Origin of the sequence: Xenorhabdus khoisanae (genome assembly GCF_001037465.1) — a bacterium.
Classification (GTDB): Bacteria; Pseudomonadota; Gammaproteobacteria; order Enterobacterales; family Enterobacteriaceae; genus Xenorhabdus; species Xenorhabdus khoisanae.
The window spans coordinates 22077-41146 of the sequence record NZ_LFCV01000001.1; the positions used below are offsets into that span (position 1 = coordinate 22077).

At 48.5% G+C, this 19070-nt stretch carries 3 protein-coding genes; all 3 read left to right on the forward strand.

What is annotated here, in order from left to right; translation table 11 throughout:
• The first annotated feature begins 19 nt into the window (after positions 1 to 19).
• From AB204_RS00095 to AB204_RS00105, 3 genes are read left to right on the forward strand one after another with little or no spacing between them, the layout of a single operon-like run.
• Positions 20 to 6193, forward strand: a complete 6174-nt coding sequence (locus AB204_RS00095; RefSeq protein ID WP_047961361.1) for a non-ribosomal peptide synthetase — start codon at positions 20 to 22, stop codon at positions 6191 to 6193.
• Positions 6190 to 17973: a hybrid non-ribosomal peptide synthetase/type I polyketide synthase gene (locus AB204_RS00100; RefSeq protein WP_047961362.1), complete on the forward strand. Its 11784-nt coding sequence runs from the start codon at positions 6190 to 6192 to the stop codon at positions 17971 to 17973. The genes AB204_RS00095 and AB204_RS00100 overlap by 4 nt, the downstream gene beginning before the upstream one ends.
• The gene (locus AB204_RS00105) at positions 17970 to 19067 is read left to right on the forward strand and encodes a Gfo/Idh/MocA family oxidoreductase (protein WP_047961363.1); all 1098 of its coding nucleotides are present in this window, start codon (positions 17970 to 17972) and stop codon (positions 19065 to 19067) included. The genes AB204_RS00100 and AB204_RS00105 overlap by 4 nt, the downstream gene beginning before the upstream one ends.
• Positions 19068 to 19070 lie beyond the last annotated feature (3 nt).

Consider the following 19070-nt stretch of genomic DNA (forward strand, 5'->3'; position numbering starts at 1 on the left):
ATTTTTATAGGATTTCTTCATGCACACTGACTCTCTCTCTCCTGATTCACTGCGTCAGCTTATATCTGGCCTGTTGAATCAAAAAAATATTCTGGTGGGCGATAACGACGATTTAATTCGCAGTGGACTGGACTCAATGCAAATAATGGCTCTGCTAAACCAGTTTAGACGCCAAGGGCATCGGGTTACATTGCGTGAGCTTTACCAAAAGCCAACACTGCACGATTGGAGTCAGCTTCTGCAACGCGATACCCCTATTGCTCAAACAGTACCCCAAGAAGCAACGCCACAGCCACTGATTGCAGATGCCCGACCCTTCCCATTGACGGCAGTGCAACATGCTTATTTTGTCGGGCGTTCACCAGAACAAACGTTGGGGGGAGTAAGTTGCCACCTGTATCAGGAATTTGATGGCATTGGGTTGAAGCCTGAACAGTTGGAAGCCGCTATTCATGCGCTGATTCAGCGACATCCAATGCTACGTGTCCGTTTTTTGCCGGATGGTCGTCAACAAGGTATGACCCGTGCTTACTGGAAAAAATTAACTGTTCACGATTTGCGTAACCTACCAGTTAATGAACAGCGACAAGCACTGGACGACATACGTGAGGAACTGAGCCATCGGGTATTACAGGTTGAAAAAGGAGAGACTTTCGATATTCAACTGAGCCTGCTTGGTGATAATCAACATCGGCTGCATGCTAATATCGATCTGCTGGTCATGGATGCCGCCAGTTTTAGTCAGTTCTTCACTGAACTCGCGGCATTAATTGCCAAGCGCAGTTTACCTGTAATTGCTTCTGACTATGATTTTTGCAGCTATCTGACACAATATCAGGCCCAATTTAAGCAAGCCCGACAGGAAGCAGAAGCATTCTGGCGTAATCGGTTAGACGATTTGCCACTTGCTCCTCAGCTTCCTCTGGCCCGGGAGCCTTCCTTAATAAAAAACGTCCGGATTCAGCGCAGATGTTTTCGTTTGTCCCCTGAACATTGGAAACGTTTTAAGCAACTTGCCCAACAAAACGGTGTGACGCCAACGATGGCGTTAGCGACCGCATTTGCCGCTTTATTGTGCCGTTGGAGCAATACAACACAGGATGACGCAACACGTTTGTTGTTCAATTTAACGCTATTTGACAGATCCCCGCTGCATAGCGCGGTTGACAATATGTTAGCTGATTTTACCAACATCCTGCTGTTGGATATTCCCGGTGATCATTTACCGTTCTGCCAACTGGCTCAGAATGCACAGGCAACCTTTGCCGAAGCCTACGAACATCGTCACTGGTCTGGTATAGAAGTTCTGCGTGAACTCAAAAAACGGGGTAACCACCCACACGGCGCGCCAATTGTGTTTACCAGCAATTTAGGCCGGCCTTTATATGGTGAAAATACCCGTGATGTTCTGGGAAAACCAAGTTGGGGAAGATCACAAACACCGCAGGTATGGCTGGATTTCGTCGTCTTTGAACATAAAAACTCACTGAATATTCAGTGGGATAGTAACGATGAACTCTTCCCTGATGGTTTAATGGATACCTTATTCGCTGCCTATCAGGGGCTTATTGAGCATCTGACAGAAAACGCCGGGCAGTGGAATGAAACACTGCCGGATCTGATGCCTGAATCGCAATACCATCTGCGACACCAAATCAATAATACGGCTGAACCACTACCCAATGCCCTGCTGCATGAGGGTGTGTTCAGGCAAGCAGAATGCACACCCAATGCGGTTGCTTTGGTAACTCATGATAAAAAAATGAGTTATGGCGAATTAAGTTTAGCTGCCCGCCGATTAGCCACCGTGCTGCAAAAAATGCCGGTTATGCCGGGAGACCGTGTTGCCGTTAGCATGGAAAAGGGCATCGGACAAATTGTGGCGGTATTGGCAATCCTTTATGTCGGCGGTATTTACGTTCCGGTTCCTGTTGATCAGCCATTAAACCGACGCCGTGCTATCTGTGAAAGTGCCGGGATCAATGTCGTTATCATTGATTCTGAACAGCAAAATGAAGCTTGGTCACAAGATGTACACTGCATTTTCTGGCATCAGGATGAGCAATTACTGCCTTTAGCAAACATGGCTGAACGTGCTGTGACCGATCCGGCTTATATCATCTATACCTCCGGCTCAACCGGAATGCCAAAAGGCGTGGTTATCAGCCATCAAAGCGCTCTCAATACCTGTCTGGACATCAATCGCCGTCATCAGGTCCACAGTCGTGATCGGTTACTGGCACTCTCTGCCCTGCATTTCGATCTCTCGGTTTATGACATTTTTGGCATTCTCAGTGCCGGAGGGGCGCTGGTATTAATTAGAGAAACCCAGCGCCGTGACCCGTCAACCTGGGAAATGCTGATCAAACATCATCACGTTACGTTGTGGAACAGCGTGCCGGCGCTGTTTGATATGTTACTGACTTATTGTGAGGGCATGGAGGTCGATGCACCGAAAACCCTTCGTACCGTCATGTTGTCCGGGGATTGGATCGGATTGTCATTGCCTGGGCGTTACCGTGCGTTCAACCCTGATGGCGTGTTAAGTGCAATGGGGGGCGCAACGGAAGCCGCTATCTGGTCGAATGAATATATCGTCAAAGAAGTTGAAACACAGTGGCGCTCTATTCCTTATGGTTATCCTTTAGCAAACCAGCGTTACCGTGTCGTTGGTGAAAATGGGCGTGATTGCCCGGACTGGGTTGTCGGTGAACTTTGGATTGGTGGTGCGGGTGTCGCATTAGGCTATTTTAATGATGAAGAACGCACTTCCGCTCAATTCGTCACCTATCAGGGAGAGCGCTGGTATCGAACCGGTGATCTGGGTTGTTACCATCCCGAAGGCTGGCTTGAATTTATCGGACGCCGCGATAACCAAGTCAAAATCGGGGGATATCGAATTGAGCTGGGAGAAATTGATGCAGCCCTCAATCAAATCATGGGCATCAGTAAAGGAGTTGCCTTAACCAGCGGTGAAAAAGAGAAATCATTGGTGGCATTCCTTGAGTTGGAAGGTAATGCGTTATGCCAACGTGTAAATCGTGCTCCGCAGTTGCCTGCAAACTATCGTGATCTGTTTCCTGCAATGCAGGCTGTCACCCATGATCACAATAACAGTGAACATCAAACTGCAATATTTTTGCTGGAACATTTATCCCGCCACGGTATTACGTTTGCTTCACCGCAATCGCTCACCGATTGTCTGAAACATTACCAGCCTCAAGCGGAATATCATGGCTGGTTTGCCCGTATGTTGGCGTATCTTTGCCAATGCCATTATTTGGTTGAAAAGACGCAATTGGTTGAAACAGCACATCACGCATATCAGGCTGTTCTGCCACCCTCTTCATTCAATCATGAAGCAGGATACATCCCGGAGCGCTGGCATTCTATTCTGCGTAATATTCTTACCGGACAACAATCGGCAGTAACGTTACTGGATGATTCGCAATTTGCACCGGAACAACAGCTTTTTGCGCTACCCGAAACCCAGCAATGGCTGGCAGGATTAAAACAGGTAATCATTGCCCTCTCCCAACGCTTACAACGCCCTGTTACTTTGATGGAGTTCGACGCCCGCAGCGGCCTTTGTGCTCAGTGGCTGGCAGAACACGTTACTGACCAGCATTTGTCTTATCTCGGCTTTGAACGCTCTCAGGCCCTGATGAATCAGATGCAAACACGGTTACGTAATTATACTCACGCATCAGTACAGTATTGGTCAAAAAAAGGCTGGCCTGAACAAATTCCTGAGTCGCTACAGCATCAGGCAGATATTATCCTGCTAAACAATGTATTGCACCGCGAGGAAGATCCTGCAAGTTGCCTCAACGCATTAATCCCTCTGGCACAATCAGGCGCGTTGGTATTGGCAATGGAATTGCAACAAGCATCGCCTGTCTCTCTGATCACAACTGAGCTGCTCTCACCTCACGGTATTCAACTGCGCTCTGCATCACAGTGGTTATCGCTTCTTCCACTTCAGGCAGAAACCCCCATTACCGTTGGTAATCTTAATGTGTTGTTGATGCAATCCAGTGACAGTGTTGCTATTCCTGATCGAGAAAAAATTAAATCTGTACTGGCACAACATTTGCCGGGATATATGATCCCACAACGCTTACATGTGATTCCTCGTCTGCCCCTGACCCCTAACGGCAAAATTGATCGCAAGGCACTGGCACAAAACTTGCAGTCCGCGACAAAAACAGAAGTGCCGCATCAGAATGAAACTACCTTGTTGAATACGGTGGAACAAACCGTTGCCGACATTTGGCAACGCCTGCTGAATGCGGAACAATTAAGTCGTCACTGCGACTTTTTCCAACTTGGCGGTGATAGTCTTTTAGCTACACGTTTGATTGGTGAACTGGCACAACAAGGTCTTAAAGGCGAACTCAGTCACCTGTTCCGTCACCCGCAATTAGCAGCGTTCGCTTCTACACTTGTTCCTCTGTCTGAAACTTCATCAGAAGCGTACTCAACATCAGCAGAACAAGATGAATATCAGCCTTTCCCGTTAACCGAAGTTCAGCAAGCTTATCTGGTCGGGCGTCATTCTGGTTTTACCCTGAGTGGCGTTGGTGCGCATTTCTTTATCGAATACCGGATAGAGCAGTTAGATATTCAGCGCCTGAATCGAGTGTTAAATCGCCTGATCCAGCGCCATCCTGTGCTGAGAACGGTTGTTATCAACGGACAGCAACAGATATTGAAAGATGTTCCAATATTCTCAGTCAGACAACACCAATTTACTGATATTACTGAAGCAGACACATTACGCGAACGTCTGTCACATCAGATATTAGATGCCAGCCACTGGCCTGTGTTCGATTTCCAGCTTGCACAAGACAACAGCCTTGTCTCCCGGCTATTTGTCAGTCTGGATAATTTGCTGTTAGACGGGTTGAGCATGCAGATATTGCTGGCTGAATTAGAACAGTTATATCTCGACGAGCAACGTGAGTTGCCGCCTTTGAAAGTCACATTCAGGGATTGTGTGCTACGCCAGCAAAAAACGCCGGCCCATCAGGGTTCACTACAATATTGGCAGGAGCAAGTGAAAACATTACCACTGGCTCCGCAATTGCCATTGCGTGTTGCACCGGAACATGTTCAATCCCCGCGTTTTGTGCGTTATAGCGATCGTTTATCTGCACATGAATGGAATCAGCTAAAGCAATATGCTGCTCTCCATCAGATAACCCCTTCTGCACTTTTAATTTCAGCTTACGCGGCTGTTCTGTCTGCATTCAGCACCAGACCGGAGTTAACCCTCAATCTTACCCTTTTCGATCGTCCGCATTGGCATGAAGACATTAATCACATTCTGGGTGATTTCACTTCACTGTCACTACTGGCGTGGCGCCCGGAAAACAATTGGTTATCAAGCGCACGTCGGCTGCAACAACAGTTATGGCAGGATCTGGATCACCGTCATATTTCAGCCATCAGAGTGATGCGTGAACTGGCGCAACAACGTGGCCCCGATGCGGCCGTGATGCCGGTCGTTTTCACCAGTGCTTTGGGAACCCATGAAGGGCAATTCCTTTCACATTCATCATGGATGAAACCGGTTTGGGGTATCTCGCAAACGCCACAAATCTGGCTGGATCATCAGGTTTACGAATCTGACAATGAACTCTGCCTGAACTGGGATGCTGTCGAGGCATTATTTGAACCGCACCAATTAAAAAACATGTTCAACAGCTATATCGCGCTATTGCGTACCCTCGCTGCACAACCAGAAAGTTGGCATTCAGCATTGGAACAACTGATGCCACGTCAGCAATGCACAAATCCTTTCAAACCGGTTGAAGATAACGCTTCTGCGGTTATTGCGCCATCACCCCGTTCGGAAGGATTCAATCCGACGCTATGCAGCAAAACATGCAGCGAGATTCAACGCCTGTTTTTAGCCGTAACCCATCATCCCATTGATGCACAACAAAACTTTTTTGAGGCAGGAGCCAACTCGCTACAGCTAATTCAATTGCACAGCACATTACAACATGCGGGTTTTCATCATCTTGCCGTTACTGATTTATTTGCTTATCCAACACCAGAGACACTCAGCTTACGCTGCCGACAAGACGCACAAGCCGGAAATCAGCCATCGGTTACCCCTCGTCAGCGTCAACAACAAAAGCGTCTGCAACAACGGGAAAAACGTCATAAAGGAGCTGCACAATGACTGATTTAACGCCTCACTACGATAATTGTGATCCCATCGCAGTGATTGGCCTTGCCTGCCGCTTTCCGCAGGCACCAGATAGCCATGCTTTCTGGCGTAACCTGCAAAACGGGATTGAGTGTACTGCTGCACTCTCTCGCCAAACATTATTGGATGCAGGTATTCCTCCTGAACTCATTGATAATGAAAACTTTGTCAATCAGGCCGCGATACTGGAGAATGCGGAACAATTTGACGCGACGTTATTTGGCTATTCACGTCAGGAAGCAGAGATGCTCGATCCTCAACAGCGTCTGTTTCTTCAAACAGCCTGGCATGCTCTTGAACATGCGGGTTATGCGCCGCGTAATGTCCGCCTGAAAACAGGTGTTTTCGGCAGTAGCCGGATCAGCACCTGGCCTTCATGGTCACAATTCACCATGACCGATATCGGCAAGGTTAAAGGGCTACAAGCATTAATCAGTAACGATAAAGATTATCTTGCAACGCGTACGGCCTATAAATTAAACCTGAAAGGGCCTGCACTCACGGTACAAACGGCGTGTTCAAGTTCACTGGTTGCCGTGCATATGGCTTGTGAGAACCTGCGTGCCGGTGAATGTGATATGGCACTGGCTGGTGGCGTGGCAGTTTCTTTCCCACAAGAAAGTGGTTATTTGTATCAACCCGGCATGATCTTCTCGCCTGATGGACATTGCCGTCCTTTTGACAGTCAGGCCAATGGCACCTACGGTGGTAATGGTGTCGGTGTTGTCACACTAAAACGCCTGAGCGATGCCTTACGCGATGGCGATCCCGTCATGGCGGTATTGCGTGGCAGTGCAATTAATAACGATGGCAACGAAAAAGTAGGCTTTACTGCACCTTCGGTTAGTGGTCAGCGCAGCGTTATTACTGAAGCATTACAACTGGCAGATGTCAGTATTGATGATGTCGGCATGATTGAAGCACATGGCACCGGAACGCCCCTCGGCGATCCAATAGAAGTTAACGCATTACGCAGCATATTCTCTGATCGTAGTGCGGCAGTTCCGCCTTGTTATCTCGGCTCAGTGAAAAGCAATATAGGCCATCTTGATACTGCCGCAGGCATTGCCAGCTTGATCAAAACGGTTCTGTCCGTCTGGCATGGCTACATTCCGCCCACAATCAATGTACAGCAGGCAAATCCGGCATTGCGGCTGGAAGAAAGCCCATTCAGGCTGGCAACACAAGGGCAGCACTGGACGCAAGAGTTACGTACCGCCGGCGTTTCTTCATTCGGTATTGGTGGCACCAACTGTCATATCGTGGTGCAATCATTACCAGAAGAATTACTTCGTCACCGCGCCAATCATCCGCAAACTTCGTCTTTACTGCTCTCTGCGGCTTCTGAATCCTCATTGCGTCAATTGGCACAACGTTACGCAACCGCACTTAATGATGCCCCGGAACATCATGCCGATCTGGCCTGGACTGCATTGCAAGGGCGTGATCTTTCACTCCCCTGGCGTTTAGCCCTGACATTAACGCCACAAAGCGCTGCAAGCTTATCCGCCTTTGCGGACAGTCGCCCGACACCAGACATGTTTAGCGGGCAAATCAATAACGGCAGCAAGCAACTTTGGCAATTCAGCGGTCAGGGTTGTCAATGGTCGGGCATGGGAAAAGCCATGTATGACAGTTCTCCTGTTTTCTCCGCTATGTTGGATCGTTGTTGTGCTGCCTGTGCATCTGAGTTGGCACTGCCATTAAAAGCAGTGATGTTTGGCGAGCATGATACGGCGTTGGCTACCACAGAATACGCACAACCGGCAATTGTGGCGCATCAAATTGCGCTGGCGGCACATTGGCGGGCACTTGGATTACAGCCTGATTATGTGCTGGGGCACTCTGTCGGAGAATTCGCCGCTGCCGTTGTTGCCGGTATTTTCACGCCTGAACAAGTAATGCCGTTAGTCATAGTACGAGGCAGACTGATGCAAAGCTGTTCCCAAGAAGGAGCGATGCTGGCGGTTTTTGCCGACGAAGAAGATATTCTTCCCTTTACTCACTCACTGGCATTGGATCTGGCGGTTTGCAATGGCCCACAACACTGGGTTTGGGCAGGTACAGAGACAGAAATCGATATTCTGGCACAACGTTTGGGACAGCAACAGATTCGCTGCCAGCGTCTTAATATTGCCTGTGCCGCTCATTCAGCCATGCTTGATTCGGTTCTGGATACATTTTCCCAGCGCTGTAACGGATTACAGCCTGCCTCGGGAGACATTCCGCTCATTTCTACCCTGACAGCGGATATTGCCACTAATGAGCAATTAGGTTCTCCAAACTACTGGCGTAACCATATGCGTCAAACTGTGCGCTATTATCAAGCCATTGAGTTTGCCCGCCAGCAAGGTACTACCTTATTTGTCGAGTTCGGTGCTGATGTACAGCTAACAGGGATCGGACGTCGTAATCGTCTGCCACGGGAAACTTGGGTTGCCAGTACACAACGTCAAAGCCCCCCAGACACTGCTCAGCAAACGGCACTACTGCAACTTTACTGTGCCGGGGCAGATCTCGATTGGCCGCATCTTTTCCCGTTCACAGGGGGAAAATGCCATGCTCCGCTTTATCCATTTGATGAGCAACGTTACAGCTTCTCTGCTGCCAAACCTGTGCCGCTTTCAGCCAATGCCAATACCGGGTTTGACGTCAATTCTCTCATCGATCCGGCTATTGAACAAAACTCTGATGCTGCAATACTGCGGGCGCTGTATACCGACGCATTGGTATATCAATGCCATGGGCGTGCTGCTGAACAAGGTTTTAGTGCCATCGACACTATTCGGGCGGGTCGGTTGCAACCTTGCTGGCGTCCTTTGCTGGAACAATTATTAACCTACTGTGTTCAGCAGGGTTATTATCAGGAAGTTTCCGGGCCAACAGCCAGTAAAATGTATCGTCCTCACCGTGCGCTGCCATATGCCAAACGCCGGTTATTGGAGGCGAATTTACTCGCTGCTTTCCCTGCATTAATCCATGCTGGCGAACGCTTATTTGCGTTGCTAAGTGATCGTGACGATCTTCCCCGTCAGCTTCTGGCCGCAAGCGCTATTACAAAACGATCTATTACAAAAGCATGGCTTCCTGCGCCACAGCCATGCCCTGATACACACTATGCCCTACATTGGCGCACCATAAACATTGCGGATAAACCGCGATCTTCAACGGCATATATTCTCCGTTCTTCAACTGCGAATGACGAGATGATTCATCATTGGCGTCAGGCAGGGATTAATTTACAGGCTGACAGCGGAAATACGTTATTACTGCTTGAAGGCGATGATGTTGTTGAATTATGTGATCAGGTCATCAGCGAATTAAAACGCGATGAAACAGCACCGTTAACCGTTATCACCTGCTGTGCACAACCAGAAACCACTTTATCAAAAGCGGATATTAATCCGGCTCAATACGCTGTCTGGGCGTTGCTGCGCGTTGCGGTTGAAGAGTATCCCCATCGCCAGATTCAGGCGGTCGATATTGCTGATATCAACAATGCGGATTCTTTATCATTAGCACTTGGTTATCTGAATAAACACGATCATAAACAAAAGCGTTGGCTGAGGGTGCGCGGGGATCAAGTTTCTGTCCCTGTTTTACAACGTCAACCATTGTCGTTATCGCAACAACCGACATCGATTCCCCATCAGGGTTGGCACATAGTTACCGGTGGTATGGGCGGTATCGGTCAGATTTCTATTCGTTGGTTACTGGCTCAGGGCGCACGTAAGATTGCCGTGTTTGCCCGCCGCAAAAATGCAGGTTGGGATGATTTTGTACAAGCGTTGTCACTGAATACCGAATGTGAAATACGTTGGATCAACGTTGATGTTACTGATACATCAGCCCTGTTGAATGCAGTGAACACACTGGCACAAGAGGATGGTATCGCCGGCGCAATTCATGCCGCAGGTGTTGCTGATCATACTCAACTGGCAAAACTTGAACGTTTGCATCTGTCACAGATGTTATCCGTCAAAGCTCAGAGTGCATCCGCGTTGCAAGCGGCGCTTCAGCAACATAATGCCCAATATTTGCTGCTTCACGCTTCTGCCGCATCAATGTTAGGCGCTCAGGGGCAAGGTGCTTATGCCATCGCCAACGCTTATCTGGAATCTTTAGCGCTTACAGCACCGGCTCAATTGAAGGTAAAAACATTGGTTTGGGGTGTCTGGGGTGGCATTGGTATGGCCAGCGACCAGCGGTTAGTCAAAAAGCTGGCGCAAGATGGCATGTTACCATTCAGTGCAAATGAGGGTATCTGGCATTTCAATCAATCCCTGCGTACCGCATCCCCTTGCTATCTGGCAATGCGCTTAGATGAACATCATCCTGATATTCTGCGGCGCTTACAGGCTGACATTACCCATGCGGTCACAACGCCTGTTCTTTCAGTTCCTGCCAATAACACGCTATCTCAGGATAGTGAACAGCGGCTTAACTGGCTGCGGCAGCGTATCGCCACATTATTGCGATTAGAACAGCCTGATCGTTTGGAACCACAACAGGATTTACTACAACTTGGTTTGGATTCCCTGCTATTTCTGGAGCTGAATGCCGTCATCCACCAGCAATTTGGCTTCAGATTAACCGCTGAATCAGCTTATCAGAATATGACGCTGAAAGGACTTAATGCGCTCATTGGCGACGCATTGCCTGAGCAACCTGTGGTTTCTTCTCAGCCTGAAATCATTATTGACCATTCCCAACGTCATGCGCCCTTCCCTCTGACACCCATCCAGCACGCTTATTGGATTGGCCGTACTCAGGCCATTGATTTTGGTGGTGTAGCCTGTCACGTCTTATTTGAATGGGATCTGACACTGGATAATCTGACACTGAATAATCTGACACTGAATAGTTTTGATATCCAACGCTTTGAGAAAGCATGGAATGCTTTAATTCAGCGTCATGGCATGTTGCGCATGATCGTGGATGAAGAGGGACAACAAAGAATTCTGCCTGAAACGCCGTGGTATGTTTTATCACAGGATGATTTGCGTACGCTGGATGATACAGCCTGCGAACAGGCTTTGGCTCAGCGTCGTCATACCCTTTCCTATCAAGTACCGCCAGCCGAACAGTGGCCGTTGTTTGAAGTCTCGGTTTCGTTGCTTCCCAATGAACGTTGTCGCTTACATATGAATCTGGACTTGTTGCAGTTTGACGTACAGAGCTTCCGGATCATGATGGACGATCTGCAACTTGCTTATCGTCAGCAACCTCTGGCACCACAAACATTTACTTTCCGTGACTACGTGGTGGCAGAACAAGCGCAGCGTGAAAGTAAAGAATGGCGGGCATCATGGGCATATTGGCAGGAACAATTGCTTTCATTGCCACCTGCACCAAGATTACCGTTGAACCCACAACTGCCCCAACGCAGTCAGCCACAATTCACGACTCATGAAGGCCGATTGGCACAATCTGACTGGCAGATACTGAAACAAAACTGGAAAAAGTGGGGAGTGACGCCTTCTGCCGGCCTGTTGACTCTGTTTGCCCATACTCTTGAATGGTACAGCCGTCATCCGCTGTTTACCCTCAACCTGACATTCTTTAACCGGCAACCTTTCCATCCAGAGGTTCAGAACCTGATTGGTGATTTCACCTCAGTCATGTTGATGGATTTTGATTTACGCAAGACAACGTCCCTGCGTGCCAGCATGGAAAAAACACAGGCCTTGCTCTGGCAGCGGTTGAGCCATAGCCATGTCAATGGTGTTGAGGTATTGCGGGAACTTGGTCGCCAGCAAAATGGTGAAGCCCAAAACAGACAGCCGCTGACGCCCGTCGTTTTCACCAGTATGTTGGGGATGGCACAAGAAGGTGTCGCAATCAAACAATCCATCACCCAATTACTGGGCGATCCGGTCTTTGTCCTGAGCCAAACACCACAAGTCTGGCTGGATCATCAGGTTATGGAAGTCGATGGTGATCTGCTGTTTAACTGGTATTGCATGGATGATGTGCTAGAGCCGGGTATCATTGAAGCGCTGTTTGCCGCTTATAACGCGCTGTTAGTGCAAATTTGCCGCCAGCCTGAACACATGGAATGTTATGACCTGCATATTCCACCTGCTGGCTATACACGTTATGACTTCTGGCCACAGCATCCTGAATTGCGTCAGGCCGAGCAAAATCTGCGTGCTAAACCTGAAATACGATTAGCAGAAATTCAGCCACGTCAGGACGATACACAAGGTTATAATTTATGGCTGGTTGCCGAAAATAATTTATCGTTAGCGCTGCCAGAACCGCTGATTATAAACACCGATGTATTACCTCTGCCGACGTTTACAGAACAACAATCGTTTGAACGCTCCTGGCAACACATTGAGCAACAAGCATTATTTGGCCTGAGCCGAACTTTACTGCGCCATAACCTGTTCACCTATCCGCAACAATGTCACGCTCGCGAAGAGATCGAACAACGTCTGCAACTTGCGCCACGGTATCAGCGCCTGCTTACCCAATGGCTGACATTATTAAACAACCACGGATTGATTGAAAAAACCGCTGACGGATACCGCTGTTTGCAGCCGCTTAATCATATTCCTGCTCCTACAGCAAAACTGGATGATGCGGTGTGGTGCCAAACCATCAGCCGATATGTTGCAACCTGTATTGAACAACATGACACTCTGCTTACCGGACGAAGCAATGCACTGGAACTGCTGTTTGCCGATAAACAGACAACAGCCAGTCTCTACAGTGAGAACCCTGCACTGCGTTGCCTGAACCACGCTGCGGCTGAAATTATCCAACAATTGAGTCAGACATCTGAACATTTCACCGTATTGGAAGTAGGGGCAGGAACGGGCGCTACATCAGCAAAAGTTCTTAAACACAATGCACAATATATTGAAAATTATCACTTTACTGATGTTTCACCGCTGTTTCTGGATGATGCACGCCAGTTACTCAATCCCTATGGCGAAACTGTAAAATTCGCCCTGTTCGACATTAACCAGCGTATCGATTTTAGTCAGCATCCTGAATCGGGTTATGACCTGATTATGGCGGTTAACGTATTACATGATGCCATCCATCTGAAAAATACCCTACAACGTCTGTCACGGTTACTGAAACCGGGCGGGTGGTTATTGATCATTGAATCCACTAAACGCGAAAGTGCCATGCAACTCGCCAGTGTCGGATTTATTGAAGGCATTAATGCCTGGAGTGACGATCGGGGTGATAGCGCACTGCTGGAACTGGCAGACTGGCGCAAATGTTTGGAAACATCCGGTTATCAGGTTTCACTGGAATGGCCGGGACAAAATGGCCCAGAGCTGCATCAACAATTGATTCTGGCGCGGGCTGAACAGCAAGCACGGCTTAATGTCAGTGAAATAGCCGCACAATTTTCTGCCTTGCCTTATTCATTGCATGTTCAGCAACAAGAGCAATTGCCGCTGATAGTGACAACCAAAGAGAGCATGGTACAACCGTTAACCACAGAAACCGGACAACCGGAAACAGAGGATGACCAGCTCCATGCTATTGAACAGCAAGTCATTGCGCTTTGGAGTTCATTGCTGCCTCAGCCAATACAGCGCCACAGTGACTTTTTCCAAAGTGGCGGTGACAGCTTAATTGCCACCCGAATGGTGGTGCAACTGCGCCGTCAGGGTTACCAGCAGGCAAATCTGCAACAGTTATTCACCCATCCTAAGCTGAGTGAATTTTGTCGTACCCTGCAAGTTGTCGAGACAAATTCAGTGACACTGGTTACGCCGCAGCAAGCTGAACCCGTATCAGAGCAGATTTTGCCACTTACCGCACTGCAATATGCTTATTGGTTGGGAGAAAGCCAACTGTTCCAATTTGGTAACGGTATCGCCCACTTCTACGCTGAACTGGCTGTCAACGGGCTTGATCTGCCTCGTTTCACCACCGCGTGGAATCGTGTGATAAACCATCATGCGCAATTGCGCGGTTATGTGAAGGACGGGCAATACCACATCTTGCCGGAAGTTCCCTGCTATACACCGACGGTCATTGATTGCCGTAACATGATACCGAATGAACGCGAAACACAACTGAATCATGCCCGCGACACGCTGCGTACTCAAGGCGTTCCCAGCGACAACTGGCCGTTGTTTGATTTAACGCTGTACCATACTGATGACCGGACACATTTATTGCATTTGACCGTTGATCTATTGGTGGCTGATGGAAAAAGTCTGACGTTAATCTTGGGTGATTTACACCGTTGGTATCAGGACCCTGATTGGCAACCAGAGCCACCCGCCGCAACCATTGGTGACTACATGCAAGCACTGGAAGATGAAAAAGCGGGAGAAACCTGGCAACAGAGCCGACAATATTGGCTTGATCGCTTACCTTCACTTCCTGATGCGCCAGTGTTACCACTGAAAGATCATCAATCACAACAGCTCGATCAGCAATGTCTGACAGGGTACATCACCCCGCAACAATGGCTGCGTTTGCAACAACGGGCGGCGGAACATCGGGTATCACCATCACAAGTGATGCTCACGCTATTTGCACATATTTTGTCGGTATGGAGCAACAACGAGCATTTCACTATCAATGTGCTGCATGGCAACCGCCTGTTAATGCCGCAGCATTGCGATATGTTAGTCGGCAACTTGTCTACCACATCATTGCTGGAAGTGGATTTACGCAATATCGCAGGGTTCAGTGATGCGGCAAGCCGGATACAAAAACAGTGGTTAGCGGATCTTCAACACGCGCTGTTTGACGGGCAACTGGTTCTCAGAGAGAAAAATCAGCATCGCCACAACCTGAACGCCGGAATGCCAATCGTATTTAACGATACAACCAGTACAGCGGGTAAAGGGCCATCCGGGTTGGGAACACTGAATCTTTTTGGTGCGCAAACGCCCCATGTCTATCTCGACTGCATGCTAATTTCCAGCGCAGAGGGTGGTGTCACTATACAGTGGGCGATCTTGCCACAATTGTTCCAGCCTCAAGTTGCAGAAAACATGTTCGCCCATTATCAAGCCAGTATTGCAGCACTGCTTGAACCGGATTACCTATGGAGCGCCCCGCTTCCTGACTGGCTCCCGACATATGATCGTGCGTTATGCCAGAACAGCAATGCGACAAAAAACGTTTTTCCACCCCATACACTCTGTTCGTTACTTGAACAGGCAGTAAACCGTTACCCACAACACACTGCGGTAGTCGATGCCTCTCGTCAGATAGACTATCGTACTTTGTGGTCACAAAGCCTGACACTGGCGGCTCATCTGCAAGCACAGGAAAATCAGGATTCACCCCTGATTGGCGTGGTGATGGAAAAAGGCTGGGAGCAAGTTGTCGCCGTTATTGCGATTTTATTAGCTGGACGCGCTTATCTGCCAATTGATGCCGGTTATCCGCAACAGCGCATCCATCAGCTATTGGTATCAGGGAACGTTGATACTGTGCTGACTCAACCTCAGTTTGCTCAACAGATAAACTGGGCTGACGATGTACAAGTTATCTCTCTGGATGAAACATTACTGAACAGCTTATCGGTCAATACTGGCGAGCCACGTTTATCTGTACAACCTGAAGATTTGGCTTACGTTATCTTCACCTCCGGCTCTACCGGAAAACCGAAAGGTGTCATGATCGATCATCAAGGAGCCGTTAACACGATCCTTGATATTAACCAACGCATTACGCTCAATGCACACGATAGCGTACTGGCAATATCAGAGTTAACCTTCGATCTCTCAGTTTATGACCTGTTCGGCACGCTGAGCTGCGGGGCAAAACTGGTGATCCCTTCTCCGGGTGACAATCGGCAACCTGACAAGTTACTGGCATGGATACAACAAGAATCGGTTACTGTTTGGAATTCTGTTCCGGCATTTGTGCAACTGCTTGAGGAATATGCCCGAAGCTATCCCCAAGACCTGAATCCACACGCTCTGAATAGCCTGCGTTGGATATTGATGAGCGGTGATTGGATACCGACCAATTTGCCGGAAAAATTACATGCTATCCACCCTGCGCTGAACCTTCTCAGTTTGGGAGGGGCAACCGAAGCATCAATATGGTCAATCGCTTATCCTATCGTACAAGTTGATCCCAATTGGCGCAGCATCCCCTATGGGAAGCCTCTGGCTAACCAGACTTTCTATGTGCTTAATTCAGCGCTTTCACCTTGCCCGGTTTGGGTAACGGGTGAGCTTTATATTGGCGGACAAGGGCTGGCACTGGGTTATTGGGCTGATTCAGAAAAAACTGAACAAGCGTTTATCACGCACCCTAAAACGGGTGAGCGACTCTACCGCACCGGTGATTTAGGACGCTGGCGACCTGACGGAAATATCGAATTTTTAGGGCGCAATGATCATCAGGTTAAGATCCGTGGCTATCGCATTGAACTGGGTGAAATTGAACACCGTTTATGTGAGCACCCTGATATACAGCAAGCATTAGTCTTTGCCCACACTGCCTCAACCGGTGCACTACAACTTGTGGCTGGTCTGCGTTTAACTGACGAGGCGCCAGTATCTACAGCGCTTTTACCGGTATTGCCGCATTGGTTACAGCAGACCTTGCCTGTTTGGATGTGTCCACAGCGGTTTATTATTCTCGATACAATCCCCGTATCAGACAACGGTAAAATCGACCGACGCACATTGATTTCTCTGGTTGAAGAAGCGCAAGAAGTTAATTCAACACCATCAGATATTCTCAGCGCGACAGGGAAAGTCGTATTAAGCCTTTGGGAGTCAGTATTAGAGCAACAAGGCATCAATGTGCATGAGAGCTTCTTTACGCTTGGCGGAGATTCTCTGGCGGCGGTGCGATTAATGGTGAAAATCAATCAGACGTTCAATCGCCAATACCCGCTCAGCCTGCTGCAAACTTACGATACTGTACATTCACTGGCCGAATTTATTGAACACCAACCGGAAAACACGTGTCAGGGTGTGATACTGAACAAGGGAAACGCAGAGCAACCTGCGTTGTTCATCGTACATCCTATTGGCGGGCATCTACTGGGGTATCGCCATTTAGCTGCTCATTTCAACTCCCGACGCATGATTGGGTTAGCATTTGCGCCAGAGAGTTTAAACACCGATAAGCCTTCCGTTACTGCACTGGCTGCTGACTATATCAACCAAATCCGGGCCTTCCAGCCTAAAGGGCCTTATGCTTTGGCGGGCTGGTCTTTCGGTGGATTAGTCGCTTATGAAATGGCGCATCAGTTACGGGTTGCGGGTGAAAGCGTTTCTCACTGCATTCTGATTGATAGTTTCGCGCCGAATGTGCGCCCCGATCTGATTTTGGATGAGGCATTCTGTCATCGTCATTTCCTGCTCGATTTACAGGGCCAATTCCCTGATCTGGCGCTGGATAGCAATATCATCGCAGCTGACACAGAAACATTCCTCCAAGCGCTGCATGAAGCCTTGCCACAATCTGCCCAGATTAATAACTCTCTGACCGCACTTTATACCGTATGGCACCATAACCTGAGTGCATTGCTTAACTACTGCCCACCTCAGACGTCACAACCTTTCTGCCTTATCCGGGCAGTACAGGCATTACCTGATTTTATGGATTACCTCGATCCAACAACCATCACCGCCACTGATCTTGGCTGGCAAGCCTTCGGGCCGGTCAATGTGACACAACTTGATGGTGATCATTACAGTCTATTCCAATATAAACATGTCGGCTCTCTGGTTGCATGTCTGAAAAACATACTGAACTCAGTTCCAGCTATTGAGCCTGTTAAGGAGAATATATGATAAAGCCACGGCGGGTTCTGATTGTCGGTTCAAAATTTGGCGAGCTGTACCTTAATGCGTTTCTACAACCCCAGCCGGATCTGGAACTGGCCGGGATTCTGGCGCAGGGAAGTATCCGTTCGCAACAACTTGCCCGTGATTTCAATGTGCCGCTATTTCACTCATTGGATGAGCTGCCGAATGACATCGATATTGCCTGTGTCGTCATACGGGCAGAGGTTATTGGAGGCAAAGGCGATCAATTAACCCAGGCATTACTGGCAAGGGGTATTTCAGTTATTCAAGAACACCCTCTTGATACAGAAGCCATTAAAAGACACCAGTCAGTCGCTGACAAACATGATGCTATGTTTTGGGTAAATAGCTTTTACAGCCAATGTCATGCTGGCAGGAGTTGGTTACATGCGGCACAAAAAATTAATCAGTTATCACAGCAACGTCCGGTAAGTGGCTGCCTGACTACCAGCCGACAGTTACTCTTTTCTGCACTTGACCTGCTGTTACAAGCCTGCCATTGCCCGGAAGAGATAGAGATCGTTTATGCAGGCCAGCGGAGCAACGCATTTCATTGCTTTGAACTTCGCTTTGCAGATACAACCATAACGTTAAATGTTCAATCCTATCTGGATCCCAGAGATCCAGACATGCACAACCTGGTTATGCATAAAATGACGCTGATCTGGCCTGTTGGTTATCTGACGCAGGAAGCCAGTTATGGGCCGGTTATCTGGACGCCGGTTCTTCATGCGCCAAATCATCTGAATAATGAGCAAAGCCTCTATCTGAATGCCAGTCAGCCGGATGGCGCTTATCTGCACCAGACAACATCACACATTCTTTGTCCGGCAACCCAAAACTGGATGACGGCATTTGAATGTGATGGCGCTGACGGTGTGGCATTTCTACTCAACTCCTTGAGTTCTGTATTAAATGGCGCGCTCTGCCCACCCGCTTTTTCCTGTGGCTACCAACTGCGGCTGGCGGGTTTATGGCAACAAATTCTGCGCATTATGGGAGAGCCTGTTACCCAAGATTTATTGGCTCCAGTCTGGATTGATCCAACCCAACTGATGCTCACTAAGGAAGAACACTGATGG